19 protein-coding genes are annotated in these 21,300 nt (G+C 33.1%); 16 read left to right on the top strand and 3 right to left on the bottom strand.

Translation table 11 applies throughout. The annotated features are described in order from the left end of the window. The first annotated feature begins 18 nt into the window (after positions 1-18). From polA to LG649_RS13445, 5 genes are all read left to right on the top strand, one after another. Positions 19-2,865 carry a DNA polymerase I gene (gene polA, locus LG649_RS13465; RefSeq protein WP_226544342.1) on the top strand — a complete coding sequence of 949 codons (2,847 nt, stop codon included), beginning with the start codon at positions 19-21 and terminating at the stop codon, positions 2,863-2,865. A gap of 14 nt (positions 2,866-2,879) precedes the next feature. Then, a complete protein-coding gene (locus LG649_RS13460) occupies positions 2,880-3,803 on the top strand; it encodes a DUF4421 family protein (protein ID WP_226544341.1) in 924 nt (307 codons plus the stop codon). Between the two features lie 11 nt (positions 3,804-3,814). Beyond that, positions 3,815-4,201, top strand: coding sequence for a (deoxy)nucleoside triphosphate pyrophosphohydrolase (locus LG649_RS13455; protein ID WP_226544340.1), 387 nt, complete (start codon positions 3,815-3,817; stop codon positions 4,199-4,201). Positions 4,202-4,291: 90 nt separating this feature from the next. Next, positions 4,292-5,092, top strand: coding sequence for an N-acetylmuramoyl-L-alanine amidase (locus LG649_RS13450; protein ID WP_226544339.1), 801 nt, complete (start codon positions 4,292-4,294; stop codon positions 5,090-5,092). 83 nt (positions 5,093-5,175) lie between these two features. Further along, positions 5,176-6,129 carry a bile acid:sodium symporter family protein gene (locus tag LG649_RS13445; protein ID WP_226544338.1) on the top strand — a complete coding sequence of 318 codons (954 nt, stop codon included), beginning with the start codon at positions 5,176-5,178 and terminating at the stop codon, positions 6,127-6,129. A 50-nt stretch (positions 6,130-6,179) separates the two neighbouring features. On the opposite strand, the gene LG649_RS13440 is transcribed toward LG649_RS13445, so the two are convergent. Then, entirely contained in the window at positions 6,180-6,740 is a 561-nt protein-coding gene (locus LG649_RS13440) for a type 1 glutamine amidotransferase domain-containing protein (protein ID WP_226544337.1), read from the bottom strand. A 133-nt stretch (positions 6,741-6,873) separates the two neighbouring features. Beyond that, positions 6,874-8,826, bottom strand: a complete 1,953-nt coding sequence (locus LG649_RS13435) for a YgiQ family radical SAM protein (RefSeq protein ID WP_226544336.1) — start codon at positions 8,824-8,826, stop codon at positions 6,874-6,876. Positions 8,827-9,052: 226 nt separating this feature from the next. Here LG649_RS13435 and rplM point away from each other — a divergent pair, with 226 nt between their 5' ends. From rplM to LG649_RS13400, 7 genes are all read left to right on the top strand, one after another. Continuing rightward, positions 9,053-9,508 carry a 50S ribosomal protein L13 gene (gene rplM, locus LG649_RS13430; protein WP_226544335.1) on the top strand — a complete coding sequence of 152 codons (456 nt, stop codon included), beginning with the start codon at positions 9,053-9,055 and terminating at the stop codon, positions 9,506-9,508. Further along, positions 9,508-9,894 (top strand): 30S ribosomal protein S9, encoded by a 387-nt coding sequence (gene rpsI, locus LG649_RS13425; protein ID WP_044632961.1) that lies wholly within the window; start codon positions 9,508-9,510, stop codon positions 9,892-9,894. The genes rplM and rpsI overlap by 1 nt, the downstream gene beginning before the upstream one ends. 226 nt (positions 9,895-10,120) lie before the next feature. Continuing rightward, entirely contained in the window at positions 10,121-10,897 is a 777-nt protein-coding gene (rpsB, locus tag LG649_RS13420; RefSeq protein ID WP_226544334.1) for a 30S ribosomal protein S2, read from the top strand. An 85-nt stretch (positions 10,898-10,982) separates the two neighbouring features. Then, positions 10,983-11,954 carry a translation elongation factor Ts gene (tsf, locus tag LG649_RS13415; RefSeq protein ID WP_226544333.1) on the top strand — a complete coding sequence of 324 codons (972 nt, stop codon included), beginning with the start codon at positions 10,983-10,985 and terminating at the stop codon, positions 11,952-11,954. A gap of 129 nt (positions 11,955-12,083) precedes the next feature. Further along, positions 12,084-12,791, top strand: coding sequence for a UMP kinase (gene pyrH / locus LG649_RS13410; RefSeq protein ID WP_226544332.1), 708 nt, complete (start codon positions 12,084-12,086; stop codon positions 12,789-12,791). 55 nt (positions 12,792-12,846) lie between these two features. After that, positions 12,847-13,404 (top strand): ribosome recycling factor, encoded by a 558-nt coding sequence (gene frr, locus LG649_RS13405; RefSeq protein ID WP_226544331.1) that lies wholly within the window; start codon positions 12,847-12,849, stop codon positions 13,402-13,404. Between the two features lie 77 nt (positions 13,405-13,481). Further along, positions 13,482-14,717, top strand: a complete 1,236-nt coding sequence (locus tag LG649_RS13400; protein WP_226544330.1) for a hypothetical protein — start codon at positions 13,482-13,484, stop codon at positions 14,715-14,717. 20 nt (positions 14,718-14,737) lie between these two features. On the opposite strand, the gene LG649_RS13395 is transcribed toward LG649_RS13400, so the two are convergent. Next, positions 14,738-15,181, bottom strand: a complete 444-nt coding sequence (locus LG649_RS13395; RefSeq protein ID WP_226544329.1) for a hypothetical protein — start codon at positions 15,179-15,181, stop codon at positions 14,738-14,740. A gap of 220 nt (positions 15,182-15,401) precedes the next feature. On the opposite strand from LG649_RS13395, the gene LG649_RS13390 reads away from it, so the two are divergent. From LG649_RS13390 to rpoN, 4 genes are all read left to right on the top strand, one after another. Continuing rightward, a complete protein-coding gene (locus LG649_RS13390; RefSeq protein WP_226544328.1) occupies positions 15,402-15,737 on the top strand; it encodes a hypothetical protein in 336 nt (111 codons plus the stop codon). A gap of 94 nt (positions 15,738-15,831) precedes the next feature. Beyond that, positions 15,832-18,219, top strand: coding sequence for an efflux RND transporter permease subunit (locus LG649_RS13385; RefSeq protein WP_226544327.1), 2,388 nt, complete (start codon positions 15,832-15,834; stop codon positions 18,217-18,219). 57 nt (positions 18,220-18,276) lie between these two features. Continuing rightward, positions 18,277-19,710, top strand: coding sequence for an asparagine--tRNA ligase (gene asnS / locus LG649_RS13380; RefSeq protein WP_226544326.1), 1,434 nt, complete (start codon positions 18,277-18,279; stop codon positions 19,708-19,710). Between the two features lie 67 nt (positions 19,711-19,777). Next, the gene (rpoN, locus tag LG649_RS13375; protein WP_226544325.1) at positions 19,778-21,235 is read left to right on the top strand and encodes an RNA polymerase factor sigma-54; all 1,458 of its coding nucleotides are present in this window, start codon (positions 19,778-19,780) and stop codon (positions 21,233-21,235) included. Positions 21,236-21,300: the final 65 nt, after the last annotated feature.

Raw genomic sequence — 21,300 nt, 5'->3', positions numbered from 1 at the left:
ACTTTCAAATTCAAATAAATGTCAGATAAAAAACGCCTTTTTTTAGTAGATGCTTACGCTTTAATTTTCCGTGGGTATTATGCCTTTATAAAAAATCCTAGAATTAATTCGCAAGGTATAGATACTTCGGCCATTATGGGTTTTATGAACTCGCTTTTAGATGTTATTAAACGTGAGCGCCCAGACCATTTAGCGGTATGTTTCGATAAAGGCGGAAGTGCCGACAGAGTTGAAATGTTCGAGGCTTACAAAGCTAATCGCGATGAAACACCAGAAGCTATAAAAGTAGCTGTGCCGTATATTCAAAACATTTTAAAAGCCATGCATATTCCAATTATGGTTAAAGAAGGTTTTGAAGCAGACGACGTTATTGGAACGCTAAGTAAAAAAGCCGAAAAACAAGGTTATACAACCTTTATGGTTACACCCGATAAGGATTTTGCTCAATTAGTTTCAGAAAATATTTTTATGTATCGCCCAAAATCGTTTGGCGGTGGTTACGAAACTTGGGGCATTCCCGAAGTACAAAAAAAGTTTGAGGTTGAAAACCCATTACAGGTTATTGATTATTTAGGAATGATGGGCGATGCCAGTGATAATATTCCAGGATTACCAGGTGTTGGCGATAAAACAGCCAAAAAATTTATTAAAGCCTATGGCAGTATGGAAGGTTTGTTTGAAAACATTCATGAGCTTAAAGGTAAAATGAAAGAGAAAGTTGAAGCCAACCAAGAACTGGGGTTACTTTCTAAAAAACTAGCCACCATTATGCTTGATGTTCCGGTGGAATTTGATGAAAAAGATTTTGAAATGTGTGATCCAGATATTGAAGCTGTGAAAACCATTTTTCAAGAATTAGAGTTTAGACGCTTAACCGATAACTTTGTAAAAACCTTTGCTTCTGAAGCTGATAACGCTTCCGCAGAAGTAAAAAAAACAGAAACTGAGGTTAAAGCCAAAACAACCTCAACTGCAGGAGCTGGTCAATTCTCCTTATTTGGTGGCGATGTTAATAGTACTGATACCGAAACGAGTTCGGAATCTCATACCCGAAAAACTGCCGACAACACAAGCCATTTTTACCAAAGCATAGCTTCTGGAATGGCAACAAAGCTGTTTATTAAAAATTTAATGAACCAAACCTCGGTGTGTTTCGATACCGAAACTACCGGTTTAAATCCGTTAACTGCGGAATTGGTTGGCATTGCATTTTCATGGGAAGTTGGGAAAGGCTTTTACTTACCTTTTCCAGAAGATAAAACCGAAGCACAAGAACTTATCGAGCAATTACGTCCGTTTTTTGAAAGTGAAACCATCGAAAAGATTGGTCAGAATTTAAAATACGATATTAAAGTTTTAGCCAAATACAACATATCTGTTAAAGGCAAATTGTTCGACACCATGTTAGCGCATTACTTAATTAACCCAGATATGCGCCATAATATGGATGTGTTGGCAGAAACCTATTTGAATTACACCCCAATTTCTATAACAGAGCTTATTGGTAAAAAAGGGAAAAATCAGTTATCCATGCGCGATGTTCCTTTAGAAAAACAAACCGAATATGCTGTTGAAGATGCCGACATTACCCTGCAACTAAAAGAACATTTTCAAAACGAATTAGGCGAAGCCAACACACAAACGTTGTTTGATGATATTGAAATTCCGTTACTGCGTGTTTTAGCAGCTATGGAATTGGAAGGTATTAATCTGGATAAAGACTTTTTAGCATCATTAGCCGAACAACTTAACAACGATATCGCTTCACTTGAAAAAAGTATTTACGAAGCAGCCGGAGAAGAGTTTAATATTGCATCACCAAAACAATTAGGCATTATTTTATTTGAAAAAATGAAATTGGTTGACAAGCCTAAAAAAACCAAAACAGGTCAATATTCTACCGCTGAAGATGTATTAAGTTATTTGGCCAAAGACCACGAAATTATTAGAAACATCATCGATTTTAGAGGTTTAAGCAAGCTAAAAAGCACGTATGTTGATGCTTTACCACTACAAGTTGAAGAAGCTACAGGTCGCGTACATACCGATTATATGCAAACCGTTGCAGCTACTGGGCGACTAAGTAGTAACAACCCCAACTTACAAAACATTCCTATTCGTACAGAACGCGGTCGCCAAGTAAGAAAAGCTTTTATTCCGCGAAGCGAAGATTACACCCTTCTCGCTGCCGATTATAGCCAAATAGAATTACGCATTATTGCCGCTTTAAGCGAAGAAGAAACCATGATTGAAGCTTTTAAAAATGGTGAAGATATTCATGCTTCAACCGCTGCAAAGGTTTTTAATGTGGCTATTGATGATGTTACTCGCGAACAACGTAGCAACGCAAAAACCGTAAACTTCGGTATTATTTATGGCGTTTCAGCTTTTGGTTTAAGTAACCAAACCGATTTATCGCGTAGCGAAGCCAAAGAATTAATTGATACCTATTACGAAACCTACCCAAAGTTAAAAAACTACATAAGCAAACAGGTAGATTTTGCAAGAGATCATGGTTATGTACAAACCGTTTTAGGTCGTCGCCGCTATTTAAAAGATATTAATTCCAGAAACGGTGTGGTTCGTGGTGCTGCAGAACGTAATGCTGTTAACGCACCAATACAAGGTAGTGCCGCCGACATTATTAAACTAGCTATGATTGCTATTTACAATAAATTAGAAGCTGGTAACTATAAAACTAAAATGTTGTTGCAAGTACACGATGAATTGGTTTTCGACGTTTATAAACCAGAACTAGAAGAAGTTTCAAACCTAATAAAAACCGAAATGGAAAACGCTTATAAATTAGCTGTTCCTTTAGACGTTGAATTAGATACTGGAAACAACTGGTTAGAGGCTCACTAAATATAAAACCATTTATGAAAACCTACAGCGCTTGTTTTATAATGTCTTTGCTTTTTTTTACTAAAGCCAACGCCCAAGATATTGTAAAATTAAACGACTATTTAATTACCAAAGTTTCTATAAACCGCCAAACAGAAATTTTATCGGTAAATGAAGACATAAATAACGAGCGCTACACCATTGAAGCTACCAACGATTTAAGAACAAAACTATCGGCAAATTATAAATTTTTAGGCTTTGGGTTTGGGTTTTCGCCACCACAAAGCGATAGAAAATCAAAATTTTTAGAAGCCAAACTTAATCTGTTTCTAAGTAAATGGGTTTTAGGTGCAGATTTTAGTAGAATTAAAGGATTCTATGCTCAAAACATCGATTTACAAAATCCAGATAGAGATTTTCCAGATCTTAAATCTACAAGCTATAGGTTTTCTGCTGGCTATTTATTAAACGACCGTTTTTCGTATAAACATTTGTTTCAGCTTAATGAATGGCAACGAGAAAGCTCAGGTAGTTTTATTCCAAGTTTTACTTACAGATATAACCGTATTTCAGATTTTATTGATGGCGATAAAGTGGTTCAGCATAATTCCGATTTCACATTATCGCCCGCCTATTATTACACTTGGTGTGTAGACCAAAATTGGTTTGTAACACCTGCTATTAGTCCTAAATTTGGTATGCGATTCTCGAAAGACGATACTAATAAAGAAACCTATTTTACCCGCGGATTTAATTTTAGATTACAATTTGGGTTTACCAACGAGCGTGTTGCTGCCGGTGCTACTTTTACTTTTGAGAGCAACAACATAAACTACCGCTCTACAAGAAGTACAATCAACGATAGAAACCATGCACAACTCTATTTTGCTTATCGTTTTAATGCCCCGAAATTTTTACAACGCACCGTAGAATCTATTGAGCGTAAGTTTGGGTTGTAAATAAGATGAAAATGAAAACTATTTTAGTTACTTGCGCTATCATTTTAAAAGATGACAAAGTTTTTGCTTTTCAAAGAAGCGAAAAAATGAAGCTACCTCTAAAATGGGAATTTGCAGGTGGAAAAATAGAACCTAACGAATCAGAAATTGATTGTATTAAACGCGAAATTAAAGAAGAGCTTAATATTGAAATACATGTTACGCAGCGATTAACACCGGTAACACATCAATACCCCGATTTTAAAATTAAATTAATTCCTTTTATTGCTAAATACAATTCCGGAAGTTTAATACTTAAAGAACATGCTAATTATGTTTTAGCAAAAAAAGAAGATTTAATAAATTTAGATTGGGCTGAAGCCGATATTCCAATTTTAAATGAGTTTTTGTTGTTATAATTGCTAACTTCAAAGCCATAAAAAACAAGCTTATTAATGCACGATAAAAATTCCATTCATAAATATTTGTTTCTCAATAAAATATTCTTTTTGATATTTTTTATATTTCTAAGTAGCTGCTCCAAAAACATTTATCAAGAATCTAAAAAAGCATATAAAAAGCAAGCCAAAACTTTAGGTAAAAGCTTAAGAAATATTCAGCCAGATTCTATAAACAATCAAGCGTTTAATGTTATAGAATCGCAAAACTTTAGTTTACGCAAGCCTAATTTTATTATAATTCATCACACCGACCAAGAAAGCTGCGAACAAACCTACCGAACCTTTGCTTTACAACGCACACAAGTTAGCTCGCACTATGTAATTTGTGATGATGGCACCATTACCCAAATGCTTAACGATTTACTTCGTGGTTGGCACGCTGGAAATTCTACCTGGGGAAATGTAACCGATTTAAACAGCGTTTCTATTGGTATTGAACTAGATAATGATGGCGAAGAACCGTTTTCGTACGCACAAATAAACAATTTAACTAGGCTACTAAAAAACCTAACCGAAAAGTATAAAATACCAAAACAAAACATAATTGGTCATGCCGATATTGCTCCAGGGCGTAAAGTAGACCCAAGCGCTTTATTCCCTTGGAAAACCCTTGCCGAAAGTGGTTATGGCATTTGGTACGACGAAACCAAACTAGACTCAGTAGTTATCGACAGTACCTTTAACCCAAAAAAAGCATTAAAATTTATTGGCTACAATATTAGTAATCTTGAAAATGCTATTTATTCGTTTAAGCTTCATTTTAACCCTAGTGATGTATCGAAAACGCTTTCCGAGAAGGATAAAAAAATATTGATTTTACTTGAAGATGAAATTTTAAAACTTAAATAAATATTAAATTAAAGCTGATTTAATTAAAATAATTATTGCTTTGTACTTACTTTAATTAAGAATATAACTGAAGCTTAATTTTTATGAATTTTAAGATTGATAAATTTGTTGTTGCCATAATAATTGTGGTTTTATTTGCTTATTTATTTCCCAATGCAGCAGGAGATTTGCCATTAAACACTATTGGAAGCATAGGTGTTTCGTTAATTTTCTTTTTTTACGGACTTAAATTGAGTCCAGAAAAAATAAAGGCAGGTTTAAAAAACTGGAAATTGCATGTTTTAGTTCAGGCTACAACATTTTTAATTTTCCCTTTAATTGTTTTGTGTTTTTACCCTTGGGTTAATGAAACCAACAAAACATTGTGGTTAGGCTTTTTATTTTTAGCTGCTTTACCATCAACCGTTTCTTCGTCTGTAGTTATGGTTTCTATAGCCAAAGGTAACATAACCGCTGCTATTTTTAACGCTAGTATTTCCGGTTTAATTGGGGTTTTAGTTACACCCATTTGGATGGGATTATTTTTAAACTCTAATACTGCTGATTACAGTTTAGTTGCTGTTTATAAAAACTTATTTTTAGAAATTTTAGCTCCGGTAATTTTAGGCTTATTACTACACAGGTTTTTAGGAAGCTTTGCCATAAAACACAAAAACTACTTAACACTGTTTGACAAAAGCGTTATACTAATTATTATCTATAAAAGTTTTTCAAAATCCTTTTCCGATGGTATTTTTAATGGTTTAGGCTTACCAATGTTGGCCGGTGTATTTATAGTAGCTGTTCTACTATTTTTTACAATTTACTTCTTAATTGGTTTTATTAGCAAGCAACTTCAATTTAATGAAGAAGATAAAATTACCGCCCAGTTTTGCGGAACAAAAAAATCTTTAGTTCACGGTACCGTGTTCTCTAAAATTCTGTTTCAAAACGCATCGTTTTTAGGCATTATTTTGCTTCCTGTAATGTTATTTCACGCTTTTCAAATTTTAACCATAAGCGTTATTGCCGCCAAAAAAGCAAAACATAAAATATAAAAAAAGCAGGAACTAAGTTCCTGCTTTTTTATTTGAGTGTTTAATTAGTATTATGCAGTTTGCATGTCGTGCTTACCTTCGTAAACCTCTTCTACTAATTTTTTATTAAATGCTGGTAAATCCTCTGGAGAACGACTTGTTACTAAACCTTCGTCTACAACTACTTCTTGATTTACCCATTGGGCACCTGCGTTTTCGATATCTGTTTTAATAGAACTAAACGAGGTTACTTTACGACCTTTTAAAACATCGGCTTCAGCCAACAACCATGGTGCATGACAAATTGCTGCAACTGGTTTTTTATTTTCAAAAAACGATTTTACAAAACCAATGGCTTTATCGTTTCGTCTTAATAAATCAGGATTAATAAGTCCGCCTGGTAACATTAACGCATTGTAGTTGCTCTGCGAAACTTCATCTAAAGTTTTATCTACTTTATAAGAATTACTCCAATTACCATTTTTCCAACCTTTAATTTCGCCAGATTCTAAAGACACGATATGCACTTCGGCACCGGCTTCTTCAAGGGCTTTTTTAGGTTCGCTTAATTCACTTTCTTCAAATCCGTTGGTTGCTAAAATTGCAACGGTTTTTTTCTCTAAATTTTCCATTTTCATTTGTGATTTTTTGGGTTAATATTTCTCCATTCAAACTAATGGATATATTCACCGAAACCAAATATAACGAACGGATTAACCTAGACTTAACAAGATTTGTTAAAGAATATTAAAGTTAAAAAAACAGTTAGCGCCTTTTTTTCTTGCTTTTATACTTCACCTTATTTTTTCGCTGATTAAATGGCACAGCATCATTAAAAGTATTTTTAGTTTTACCTGGCTTATTTTTACGCCATTTTTCTTCCTTTTTAGGTAGTAAAACATCAAGCAAATCTTGGCGTCCTAGTTTATTAAGCGTGTTTTTTATCCACGCCTTGTTTTCATCTTTATACCAAAAGAAAAAACGATGTTGCTCATCTTTTTCTTTTCTAGTTTTTGGGGTATTTACTTTTTTAAGCGTGTACGGATGATAACCACTGTAATAAATTACCGTAGCTACCGTCATCGGTGTTGGTGTAAACCCTTGTACTTGCTCAAGCTGAAAACCCATATCTTTAGTTTCGGCAGCAAGATTTGCCATATCTTCAGCTTCGCAAGCAGGATGGTTGGAAATAAAATATGGAATTAACTGAAGCTTTAAACCTTTCTTCATATTAATCTTATCGAAACGTTCTTTAAACTTATGGAAGTAACTAAACGATGGTTTTCGCATTAATTTTAAAACCGGATCGCTCGTATGTTCTGGCGCTACTTTTAGTCTACCAGAAACATGCTTTGTCATTACTTCTTCGGTATAATCATCTAACTCTTTTGGGTCTGCGTTTTTATTAAATTCAGGCACTAACATATCGTGACGAATACCAGAGCCTATAAACGATTTTTTTACCTTTGGATGACTATCAACCGCTTGATATAATTCGGTTAACGGTTTATGCGATGTATCTAAGTTGCTACAAATTACTGGTGAAATACAACTAGGGGCAACACATTTATCGCAGATAGATTGCACTTTACCTTTCATTTGGTACATGTTTGCACTTGGCCCACCAATGTCTGATAAATACCCTTTAAAATCGGGCATGTTAGCCACTTTATCAACTTCCTTTAAAATAGATTCTTTACTTCGACTCGCTATAAATTTTCCTTGATGTGCCGAAATAGTACAAAAACTACATCCACCAAAACAACCACGATGTATATTTATAGATGTTTTTATCATCTCGTAAGCAGGAATTGGCCCACGCTTATTGTATTTTGGGTGTGGTAAACGCGTGTATGGCAAATCGAAAGACGCATCAATTTCGGCTTCCGTCATTGTAGGATACGGCGGATTTATCATCAGTATCTTATCTCCTACCTTTTGAAAAATACGTCTTGCAGCTAATTTATTCGACTCTTGCTCGATAACCTTAAAGTTAGATGCGTAAGCCTTTTTATCTTTTAAACAAGTTTCGTGTGAAGCGATTTCAACATCTTCCCAATTTTTATTTTTAGGAATATCGTTATAATCATTAATAAGTATCGCGGTTTGGTTTACGGTATTTATATTACTAAACGGAACACCACGCTCTAATAATCGCACAATCTCGCGTAATGGTTGCTCACCCATACCATACACCAACATATCTGCTTTTGAAGTTTGTAAAATAGTTGGCATAAGTTGATCACTCCAATAATCGTAATGTGTAACTCTTCGCAAAGAGCCTTCAATTCCTCCAATTAAAACTGGAGTATCTGGCCATTTTTCTTTTAAAATTTTACTATAAACGGTTGATGCGTAATCTGGTCTGAACCCTATTTCGCCATTTGGCGTGTAGGCATCCTTATCACGCCGCTTTTTATTGGCATTATAATTACTAATCATAGGGTCCATACAACCGCCAGTTACACCAAAAAACAAACGAGGCTTTCCTAATTTTACAAAATCCTGAAGATTATCATTAACATTAGGCTGTGGTACAATGGCTACTTTTAGCCCAAAACTTTCTAATAAACGCCCAATTACTGCAGGCCCAAAGGTTGGATGGTCTACATAAGCATCACCACTAAATAGGATAACGTCGAGTTCTTCCCATCCGCGTATTTTTACCTCTTTATTTGTGGTAGGTAACCAACTAGAAAGTCTTAATTCTTCATGCATAACGCTGCAAAATTAATCAAAAATTAAATGCTTCAGCAGTTTATTACTGTTATAATTAAAGATTGTTGCAATTCAATCTTATTAAAACTTAAAGAAAATCAATCAATTAAAGAGAAATACAGACCTTAAAAATAACTTTACATACTATTTGGTAATCAAATAATTAATCGTAAATTTGCAAACTCTTTTTGAGAGAGGAATGTTTAATAATTAAAAATCAATTAGTGTGGATACATTAAGCTACAAAACGATTTCAGCCAACAAAGCTACTGTAAATAAAGAGTGGGTTTTAGTTGACGCTGAAGGACAGCCGCTTGGTCGTTTAGCTTCTAAAGTAGCGAAGCTACTAAGAGGTAAGCACAAGCCAAACTTCACACCTCATGTTGATTGCGGAGATAATGTTATTATTATCAATGCAGAAAAAATCACGTTATCTGGTAACAAATGGAACGACAAAACGTACATTCGTCACACTGGATATCCAGGAGGTCAAAGAAGTTTAACAGCTACAGAGTTGTATGGTAAAAACCCAACTCGTGTTGTTGAAAAATCAGTAAAAGGAATGTTACCTAAAAACAAATTAGGCGCAAATTTATTCCGTAATTTAACAGTTGTTGTTGGTACAGAGCACAAACACGAAGCTCAAAAGCCAAAAACAATTAACTTAAACGAATTTATTTAATGGAAGTAATTCACAAAATCGGCCGTAGAAAGACGGCTGTTGCTCGTGTATATGTTGCTGCTGGTAGCGGAAACATAACGATTAACAAAAAAGACTTAACTAATTACTTTACTACGGCTCCTTTGCAGTACAAAGTAAAGCAACCTTTAGTTTTGACTAACAATGATGGCAACTTTGATATTACAGTAAATGTATATGGAGGTGGTATTACTGGACAAGCAGAAGCTGTTCGTTTAGCAATTTCTCGCGCAATGTGCGAATTAGATGCTGAAAACAGATTAACGCTTAAACCAGAAGGATTATTAACTAGAGACCCAAGAATGGTTGAACGTAAGAAATTCGGTCAGAAGAAAGCACGTAAGAAATTCCAATTCTCTAAACGTTAATATTACCCTGAACTTGTTACAGTACCTGTTTACCAGTTACTCCAACATTTTCAAAACATTAAAACACATAAATTCTTAAGTTTTGAAGTTTATCTTCAAAACTTAAGATTAATTAAAAACAGTTATTGTTGTTACCTAGCTTGAAAAAGCAGGTTTAGTTTAGCATCTAAATGAAGCCAATAATATTGGAACATTGCTAATCAACAGAACGTAAACTATTACAAACATGGCAGTAGAAGTAAAAGAATTACTTGAAGCAGGTGTACATTTTGGACACCTTACACGTAAGTGGGACCCTAACATGGCACCTTACGTTTATATGGAGCGTAACGGCATCCATATTATAAACCTTTACAAAACAGCGGCTAAAATTGATGAAGCCGGAGCAGCTCTTGCTAAAATTGCAGCTTCTGGACGTAAAATTTTATTCGTTGCAACTAAAAAGCAAGCAAAAGATGTTGTTGCTGAAAAAGCTGGCGGAATTAACATGCCTTACATTACTGAGCGTTGGCCAGGTGGTATGTTAACTAACTTCGTTACTATTAGAAAAGCCGTTAAAAAAATGGCTTCTATTGATAGAATGAAGAAAGACGGTACTTTCATGACACTTTCTAAAAAAGAACGTTTACAAGTAGATCGTTTAAGAGCTAAGTTAGAGAAAAACTTAGGTTCTATTAGCGACATGACTCGTTTACCAGGTGCGCTTTTTGTTGTAGATATTAAACGTGAGCACATCGCGATTAAAGAAGCTCAAAAATTAAACATTCCAATCTTTGCAATGGTTGATACAAACTCAGATCCACGTCAAGTAGATTATGTTATCCCTGCAAACGATGATGCTTCTAAATCTATCGATAAAATTTTAACTTACGTTTCATCTGCAATTGCAGGAGGTTTAGCAGAACGTAAAGCTGAAAAAGAAGCAACTGCAGCTGCAAAAGCTGACGCTGCAAAACCTAAAGCTGAAGCTAAAAAAGCGGTAGCCGCTAACGAAGAAGAATAATATAACATTAACAAAACATAAATAAGTCGTTTAGTTCTTTTCTTTGTGAAATAAATTGAACGACTTTTTTAAATTATAAATTACTATGAGTACAGTAAAAGTTTCTGCAGCAGAGGTAAACAAGTTAAGAAAAGCTACCGGTGCTGGTATGATGGACTGCAAAAAAGCTTTGGTTGAAGCCGAAGGCGATTTCGATAAAGCTATAGAAGTATTACGTAAAAAAGGACAAAAAGTAGCAGAAAAAAGAGCCGACAGAGAATCTTCTGAAGGTGCTGCTGTTGCTAAAGTAAACAACGAACAAACTGCAGGTGTAGCAATTGTATTAGGTTGTGAAACTGACTTTGTTGGTAAAAACGAAAATTTCTTAGCATTAGCTAATCAATTAGGAGATATCGCTTTAAACACTTCAACTAAAGAAGAATTTTTAGCTGCAGATTTTGATGGTATGACTGTTGCCGACAAATTAGTTGAGCAAACTGGTGTAATTGGTGAAAAGCTAGACATCACTTCTTTCGAAAAGTTAGAAGCTGCTTACGTTGGTTCTTACGTTCACATTAACAAAATTGCTGCTTTAGTTGGCTTAACTGCAAAAGTTGATAACGCCGATGTTTTAGTAAAAGACGTAGCTATGCAAGTCGCTTCAATGGGAGCAACTTCTTTATCTTACAAAGATTTCGATCCTGCATATGTAGCTAGCGAAACGGAAGCTAGAATTGCGGTTATTGAAAAAGATAATGAAGAGTTAGCTAGATTAGGAAAAACTTTAAAAAATGTTCCTAAATACATCTCTATGGCTCAATTAACTCCAGAAGTTTTAGCTCAAGCTGAAGAAGATGCCAAAGCAGAATTACAAGCCGAAGGTAAACCAGAAAAAATCTGGGATAGAATTTTACCAGGTAAAATGGAGCGTTTTATTTCTGATAACACAACTTTAGACCAAGAACAATGTCTATTAGATCAAAAATTCATTAAAGACGAAAAGAAAACTGTAGCAGAGTATGTTTCATCTTATGGTGAAGTAGCTATTGCAGGGTTTAAACGTGCTTCAGTAGGTTAATACTTTTTGTTTCTAGAATTCTAGAAATTAAAATCATATATAAACCACTACTTATTTTTTAGGTAGTGGTTTTTTTGTACAAAAAATAAAAATTTTATGTAGTTTTGCTCAACTTTCAGAAAGCTACAAATGAAATACAAAAGAATCCTTTTAAAACTATCTGGCGAAGCCTTAATGGGAAACCGCCAATACGGAATTGATCCAGACCGCTTAGCCGAATATGCAAACGACATTAAAACAATAACCGACAAAGGTGTTGAAGTTGCCATAGTAATTGGTGGTGGTAATATTTTTAGAGGTGTTGCCGGGGCAAGTAATGGTATGGATCGTGTACAAGGCGATCATATGGGCATGCTAGCAACCGTAATTAATGGCTTAGCGTTACAAAGTGCTTTAGAAGATGCCGATATACCTACAAGACTACAAACAGCTATTAAAATAAATGAAGTAGCAGAACCTTTTATTCGCAGAAAAGCTATGCGCCACCTTGAGAAAGGCCGTGTTGTAATTTTTGGTGGAGGAACAGGAAACCCATACTTCACAACAGATTCCGCAGCTGTCTTAAGAGCAATAGAAATTGAAGCTGACGTAATTTTAAAAGGAACAAGAGTTGATGGTATATACAATGCCGATCCAGAAAAAGATAAAAAAGCCGTTAAATTTAACAACATTACCTTTGATGATGTTTTAAGAAAAGGCTTAAAAGTAATGGATACTACCGCTTTCACCTTAAGCCAGGAAAACAAACTACCAATTATTGTTTTTGATATGAATAAAAAAGGTAATTTACTAAAGGTTGTATCTGGTGAAAAAGTAGGAACTGAAGTTAATTTATAATTTTGGCTTAATTTTTGACAAAACATTTTTATTAAAATAACAGAATTTAATAGCTATGAACGAAGACATACAATTTATACTAGATAGCACAAAAGAATCCATGGATAATGCGATTAAACATCTAGAAAAACAATTTGTAAACATTAGGGCAGGAAAAGCTACACCAGCTATGTTAGGCAGTGTTATGGTAGAATATTATGGTTCACAAACACCGCTTAGTCAAGTAGCCAATGTTAACACCCCTGACGGTAGAACTATTACTGTACAACCTTGGGAAAAAGGCATGCTACAAGAAATCGAAAAGGGAATTATGTACGCTAATCTAGGTTTTAACCCAATGAACAATGGAGAAACTATTATAATTAACGTACCTCCTTTAACAGAAGAACGTCGTCGTGATTTAGCTAAACAAGCCAAAGCTGAAGCTGAAGACGCTAAAGTAAGTATACGTGCTGCTAGAAAAGATGCTAACAACGATATAAAGAAAACAGAAGATGTTTCTGAAGATGTTAAAAGCAACACCGAAATTGATGTACAACAAATGACGGATACTTTCGTTAAAAAAGTAGATGAACTTTTCGACAAAAAAGAAAAAGAAATTATGACTGTTTAAAAAAAGCGACCTTAAGTCGCTTTTTTTAACGACATCAATATAATTTAATGCTTAAACGTTGTATTTTTTTGTTTTTTATGCTTTTTGCTCTTTTTGCTCAAAGCCAATATGAAACTGATAATGTTGTAATAAAAAAAGATTCGTTAAAAAGAAAAGCATTTTTACAACACCTTGGTCAAGGTTACTTTCCTACTAAATACTTAAACTTAGACTTAAGATATCTTATAAAATACAATCAATACGAAGGGATTAGAACTGGCTTAGGCTTTTTAACAAACGATGATTTTTCTGAAAAATACCGCGTAAATAGCTACATTGTTTATGGTTTTAGAGATCACAGATTTAAATATAGCATTGGTGGAGGTTTTCGAGTTTTAGAAAGTACAAATACGTGGATTAATTTAGCTTACACAGACGATTTACAAGAAACTGGTAGTACTAAATTCATTACAGATGGAAGACATTTTCAATTTTTTGAACCCCGTTTATTAAATATTACTCTTTTTCACAAACACATAACAAAATCTGTTTCTTTAGAGCATGAATTACACAATAAACTATTATTGGAAACACAGTTTGCTGTTAGTAAAATTGAACCTACATACAATTATAACTTTAATGTAAATGGAAATAGCTATAGCAATTTTGATATAACTACTGCAAAAGCATCGCTAGCTTGGAGTCCTTTTGATATTTGGAAAACCACTAACGAAAATATAACACACAAACATGGTTACCCTAAATTTTCTTTGCAATACACTAAAAGTATAAAAAACGCTTTTGGAGGCGATTTTAACTTCTCGAAAATAGATTTTAAAACCAATATAAAAATTGGTGATGAGGATAATGCTTTTTCAGAAATCACTCTGGTTTCAGGATTAACAAATGGTAATGCTCCATTAACTCATTTATATCATGCCTATCCGAATAACATTAATAAAGAAACTATACTTCAACGGTTTTCTGTAGCTGGTTTAACTAGCTTTGAAACCATGTATTTCAATGAATTTTTCTCTGATAAGTTTGCTACTATACAATTTAAGCATTTTTTAAAACCTTTTTATATTTCGCAGCGCTTTAAACCACAACTAGTTTTAATAAGTAGATACGCTGTTGGAGATATAAGCAAACCTGAACAACATGAAAATATCAGTTTTAGTTCATTAAATAAGGGCTATACAGAATCTGGTATAGAATTAAACAAATTATTTTTTGGCTTCGGTTTAAGTTTAACATATCGATATGGAGGATATCATTTAGAAAATCTTGATGATAACATAGCATTAAAATTTACTTTTAATATTTCATTGTAATAACCTACTGCTAGGTATTATCAATTAAAATCTTCATAATTGTGAATAGATTTCATAACTTCTTCGTAAAAAAGAACTGCCGCCACAAGTCTATTAGTATCAGAATATGGTAAAATTTCTTTATGAAATTCCTTCGTGTCTTCTAAATACTCTGTTGTAGTTTCTCGTTGTTGGGTAAATTTTTTAACATTTGCACTACTAGTTGGTATACCTAGATTTCCCATATCAATACCAGGCTTTGAAGCAAAAGCTAAATAAGGAATAAGATGTGTAAGTGCTTCTACACGTTCGCTATATAGATTTAACAATTCTCCTTTTGGTAATGCATTTAGTTCCTTTTTGTTATGGTATTTTTTAATAATGGCATTTCTACTAATAATACTTTCTGATCCGTTTTTTTGTGCAAAAGCACTAAATGTAAGTACAAAAAAACAAAAACTTAAAAATGTAATTTTATTATTCATGGGATTGGGGTTTTAATTTGAGCCTACTCTATTTGCTTTTCGGCATACGCATTAAGTATTAAACAAAATGCTTGCCAAACTTTAAAATGCGAGAATAAAATTTATAGATTAACTGTTTTATAACCTTATTTTTAATTTTTGATAAACCCCATTTTTAGTGTTGATTTTATTGTGTTATTATTTTTGACAAACCAAAATAACTTAACCTAAAATCTTATTTATGCATAAATTATTTTTAATTATTTGTTTCCTTACAGTTACTTTACCTTCAAACAAAAACACTACAAATAATATAGATCCTGAATTTATATTACGGTCAAAAATTGCTTCACTATTAAGTGTTCCAGATATACATTTTAAAAAGGACACCAAGGTTACCATAAAGTTTGAACTAAATGAAAAAAATAAAATTAATGTACAATACGTTTTACCAAAAGATGAAAAAATAGTGAAATATGTTAATACTAGATTAAACAATAAAAAACTAAAAACAAGTTTAGACAGAAGAATATTTACTGTATCGATACTCCTCAAAAAAACAGAAGATAACTGGTAATTAGCTTTTGGTAAAAAAACCTTGTTAATTAGCTTCTTAATACTATTAGTAATACTTTGTTTTTTATACCTTTGCGCAGCTTTCAAAAAAAGGTATGTTAAAACTCTTTACAAACGATTTCTGGGATGTAACTGCTAGATTAATTTTACGCAATAAAATTGTTATTCTGGTAAGCATTGTTTTAGTAACAATTCTTTTCAGCCTCAATTGGAAAAACATGCGTTTTAGCAATACAGAAGCTAATTTATTACCAGACGATCATGCTGTAAATATTACATACAACAATTTCTTGAAAATTTTCGGAGAAGAAGGTAACCTAATTATTCTAGGTGTTAAAGACAGTACTTTATTCACTCCAGAAAAATTAAATGCTTGGAATACACTTGCTAATAGTTTTAAAAGCTATAATGAAGTTGAAACTGTTGTTTCTATTAAAGACTTAAAAAAACTTGTAAAAGATTCTGATGAACAAAAATTTAAACTTGAATCGTTTATCAAGGATTCTGTATTAACAGTTAACCAAATAAATAAATTACAAGAGGAGTTATTTAAAAAATACCCGTTTTACGATAATTTTTTATTTAATAGCAAAACAAAAACTGTTAGAACTGCTATTTACTTAAAAAAGGAAATAGTAAATACTTCAGCTAGAAAAAACTTTGTTTTAAATAACCTAGTTAAAAAAATTGAAACCTTTGAAAGTGAGAATAATTTAGATGTTCGTGTATCTGGTATGCCCTATATACGCTCTTTAAATGCTCAAAATATCGTTGACGAAATTGGTAAATTTGTAGGAGCTGCATTACTAGTTACCTCACTTATTTTCTTTTTCTTTTTCAGATCATTTAGAGCTACTTTTATTTCGCTAATAGTTGTGTCTATTGGCGTTATGTGGACATTAGGTATTATTGGCGCTTTAAATTATGAAATTACTGTTTTAACCGCTTTAATCCCACCACTAATTATCGTTATTGGTATACCTAATTGTATTTTCTTAATTAATAAATACCAACATGAAGTACAATTACATGGTAATAAAGTAAAATCATTACAACGTGTAATTACCAAAATTGGTAATGCCACATTAATGACAAACGTTACCACAGCATCTGGTTTTGCTACTTTTATTTTAACAGAAAGTAAACTTTTAAAAGAATTTGGTATTGTTGCATCGCTTAGTATTCTTGCTATTTTTATTCTTTGCTTACTTATTATTCCTATAATTTACACCTTTTTACCTTACCCAAAAGAACGCCATTTAGAACATTTAAACAAACGCTGGATTGGTGGTTTTGTTAACTGGATGGAATGTATGGTAAAACAACGCCGAATTACAATTTACATGATTGCAGTTATACTTTTAATTGTGAGCATGATAGGTATTTACCAAATAAAAATCTCAGGCAGTTTAATTGAAGATATGCCACAAGGATCGGAGTTTGTAAACGATATTCGATTTTTTGAACGAGAATTCAATGGTATTATGCCACTTGAGTTTGTTATTGATACTAAACGCAAAAAAGGTGTTTTAAAACTATCAACATTAAAACGAATGGATGAACTGGAAGATTTAATTAACGAAATTCCAGAACTTTCAAGACCGATATCTGTAGTTAGCTTAGTAAAATACTCTAAACAAGCTTATTACAATGGTAATCCTAAGTTTTACCAATTACCAACTTCGCAAGAAAATAGCTTTATTTTATCTTATGCAAAAAATTCTTCATCTAAAGTAAATTTACTTGAAAATTTTGTTGATAGTACTGGTCAATATGCTAGAATAACAACTTTCATGAAGGATATTGGAACCGACAAAATGGAACGTATTGAAGAAGATATACAAACTAAAATAAATAAAGTTTTCCCTAAAGAACGTTACAATGTTACCATAACAGGTAAAGCCCTTGTATTTCAAAAAGGCACCAAGTATCTAGTAAAAAACCTAGCAATTTCACTATCGTTAGCTATAATATTGATAGCCTTATTTATGGCCTACATGTTTCGTTCGTTTAGAATGATTGTGGTATCATTAATACCTAACTTGTTACCATTACTGGTAACTGCGGGTTTAATGGGTTACTTAGGCGTACCAATAAAACCATCTACTATTTTAGTTTTTAGCATTGCATTTGGTATTTCTGTAGATGATACTATACACTTTTTAGCAAAATACCGCCAAGAATTGCAAGCTAATCACTGGAAAATTAAACCATCGGTTTACGGTGCGTTACGCGAAACCGGAGTTAGCATGTTTTACACATCAATAGTTTTATTTTTTGGTTTTTCTGTGTTTACCATTTCAAATTTTGGAGGCACAGTGGCACTAGGCGCATTAGTTTCTGCAACTTTGCTTTTTGCAATGCTTTCCAACCTATTATTATTGCCATCACTTTTATTATCATTGGAACGAAGTATTGCAAATAAAGAAGTTTTACGCGAGCCTTCCTTAAAAATTATTCCAGAAGAAGACGAAGAAGCTTAAAAGCTATTGGTTTTAAATATATGCTTTTTTTATATTTACACTTTAAATTTAAAATATATGCAGTCAAAAACAGTTTCAGAATTACTAAACCAAGACATTTTATTTCAAGAAGTGGAAGTTAAAGGTTGGGTTAGAACCTTTAGAGCCAATAGGTTTATTGCATTAAACGATGGTTCCACAATAAATAATATTCAATGTGTTGTAGATTTTGAAAATTTTGACGAAGCATTATTAAAACGCATTACAACCGGAGCTGCCATTCAAATTAAAGGCGATTTAGTAGAAAGTCAAGGCAAAGGTCAGAATATAGAAATACAGGTTAAAGAACTTGAAGTTTTAGGAGATTCAGATCCAGAAACCTATCCTATTCAACCTAAAAAACATTCATTCGAGTTTTTACGTGAAAACGCACACTTACGAACAAGAACCAATACTTTTAGTGCTGTAATGCGCTTACGCTCCTCTCTATCGTTTGCTATTCATAAATACTTTAACGAAAACGGATTTTATTACATGCATGCACCAATAATTACAGGTAGCGATGCAGAAGGTGCAGGCGAAATGTTTCAAGTAACCAATTTAAATGTTGCCAATACACCTAAAACAGAAGATGGTAAGGTTGATTATTCTCAAGACTTTTTTGGTAAAGAAACTAACCTGACTGTTTCCGGACAATTAGAAGCCGAAACCTATGCTATGTCTCTTGGTAAGGTTTATACTTTTGGACCAACTTTTAGGGCTGAAAACTCAAATACCTCACGCCATTTAGCCGAATTTTGGATGATTGAACCCGAAGTAGCCTTTATGGATTTAGCAGGAAATATGGATTTAGCTGAAGACTTCATGAAATCCGTTATAAACTATGTACTAGAGCATAATAAAGAAGATTTAGATTTTTTAGATAAACGTTTAGCAGATGAAGACAAGAAAAAACCGCAAGCCGAACGTAGCCCAATGAGTTTAATTGAAAAGTTAAATTTTGTTACAGAAAACAACTTTAAGCGTGTAAGTTATACAGAAGCCATAGATATTCTTCGAAACTCAAAACCAAATAAAAAGAAAAAATTTAAATACATAATTGACGAATGGGGCGCAGATTTACAAAGTGAACACGAACGTTTTTTAGTTGAAAAACACTTTAAATGCCCTGTTATTTTATTTGATTACCCAGCAAATATAAAGGCATTTTACATGCGTTTAAATGATGACGGAAAAACAGTTCGAGCCATGGATATTTTATTTCCTGGAATTGGAGAAATAGTTGGTGGCGCACAACGTGAAGAACGTTTAGATATATTAAAAGAAAAAATGGCCGCTATAGATATTCCTGAAGAAGATCTTTGGTGGTATTTAGATTTACGTAAATTTGGTACAGCAGTGCATTCTGGCTTTGGTCTGGGCTTTGAGCGCTTGGTAATGTTCGCTACTGGAATGAGTAATATTCGCGATGTAATACCATTTCCTAGAACACCACAAAATGCCGAATTTTAAAGGTTCATCAATACTTTGTTAAGCTACCGCTTTTTTATATATTTGAGTAATTACCTTAAATCTAGTCATGCTTAAACAACATTTACAATTTAAATTATCGCAAAAGCTATCGCCGCAGCAAATTCAATTAATGAAATTGATTCAATTGCCTACACAAGCTTTTGAACAGCGTTTAAAGCAAGAGCTTGAAGAAAACCCAGCTCTAGAAGGAGGCAAAGACAAAAATGATGATTTAGATACAGATTTCGATAATTCTTCCGATGATTTTAACGATAGTGAAACTATTGGTAACGACGAAATAAATGTTGATGAATATTTAAGCGATGATGAAATTCCTGATTATCGCACCCAAGCTAATAATTACAGCAGCGACGACGAAGAAAAAACCATGCCATACGCAGCAGGAACATCGTTTACCCAACATTTAAAAAATCAATTAAATACCTATCGCCTTAACGAAGAAGAACGTGATATTGCTGAATTTTTAGTTGGTAGTGTAGATGAAAGTGGTTACATACGCCGTAATTTAAGCGACATTATGGACGATTTAGCCTTTACACAAAATGTTTATACCACCGAAGAAAACATTGAAAAGGTTTTAAAAATAGTACATCAATTAGATCCTGCAGGTGTAGGTGCACGTAATTTACAAGAATGCTTAAGCATACAACTACACCGAAAAAACAAAACTGCTCAAGTAGAATTAGCTATAAATATAATAGATAATGCCTTTGAGCAATTCACGAAGAAACATTACAAAAAATTACTTCAAAAATTTAGTATAACTGAAGAACAACTAAAGGACGCTATTTCGGAAATAGAACATTTAAACCCAAAACCAGGTGGTTCATATGCTGGAAACAATAAAATTGTTGAACACATAGTGCCCGATTTTGCCATTAAAATTGTTGATGGGGAATTAGAACTAACCCTTAATGGAAGAAATGCGCCAGAACTGCATGTATCACGTGAATACAACAACATGCTTAAGGGTTATAAAGACTCTAAAGACAAATCGAAATCGCAAAAAGATGCTATTGTTTTTATTAAACAAAAATTAGATGCTGCAAAATGGTTTATAGAAGCCATTAAACAACGTCAGCAAACACTTTTTGTAACTATGAGTGCAATTATGCACTACCAAAAAGATTATTTTCTAACAGGCGACGAACGTAATTTAAAACCTATGATTTTAAAAGATATTGCCGACGAAATTAATATGGATGTTTCAACGGTATCCAGAGTTGCCAATAGCAAATATGTTGATACTCCTTATGGTACGAAATTAATAAAAGAATTCTTTTCCGAATCCATGAAAAATGATCAAGGAGAGGATGTATCAACTCGAGAGATTAAAAAAATACTAGAAACAGTTATTGAAGAAGAAGATAAAAAGAAACCTTTAACAGATGAAACTTTAGCTTCAATACTAAAAGAAAAAGGTTATCCTATTGCCAGGAGAACTGTAGCTAAATATAGAGAGCAATTAGATATTCCTGTTGCCAGACTCCGAAAAAAAATATAATGGATAAGCTATTAAAAAGCATCTCATATATTTTCCACCCTTTATTTATGCCAATAGCTGGGGTA

The organism is Neotamlana laminarinivorans (genome assembly GCF_020523925.1).
GTDB classification, from domain to species: Bacteria; Bacteroidota; Bacteroidia; order Flavobacteriales; family Flavobacteriaceae; genus Neotamlana; species Neotamlana laminarinivorans.
Note: the sequence above shows the minus strand (reverse complement) of the source record. Positions and strands in the feature narration are given on the sequence as shown.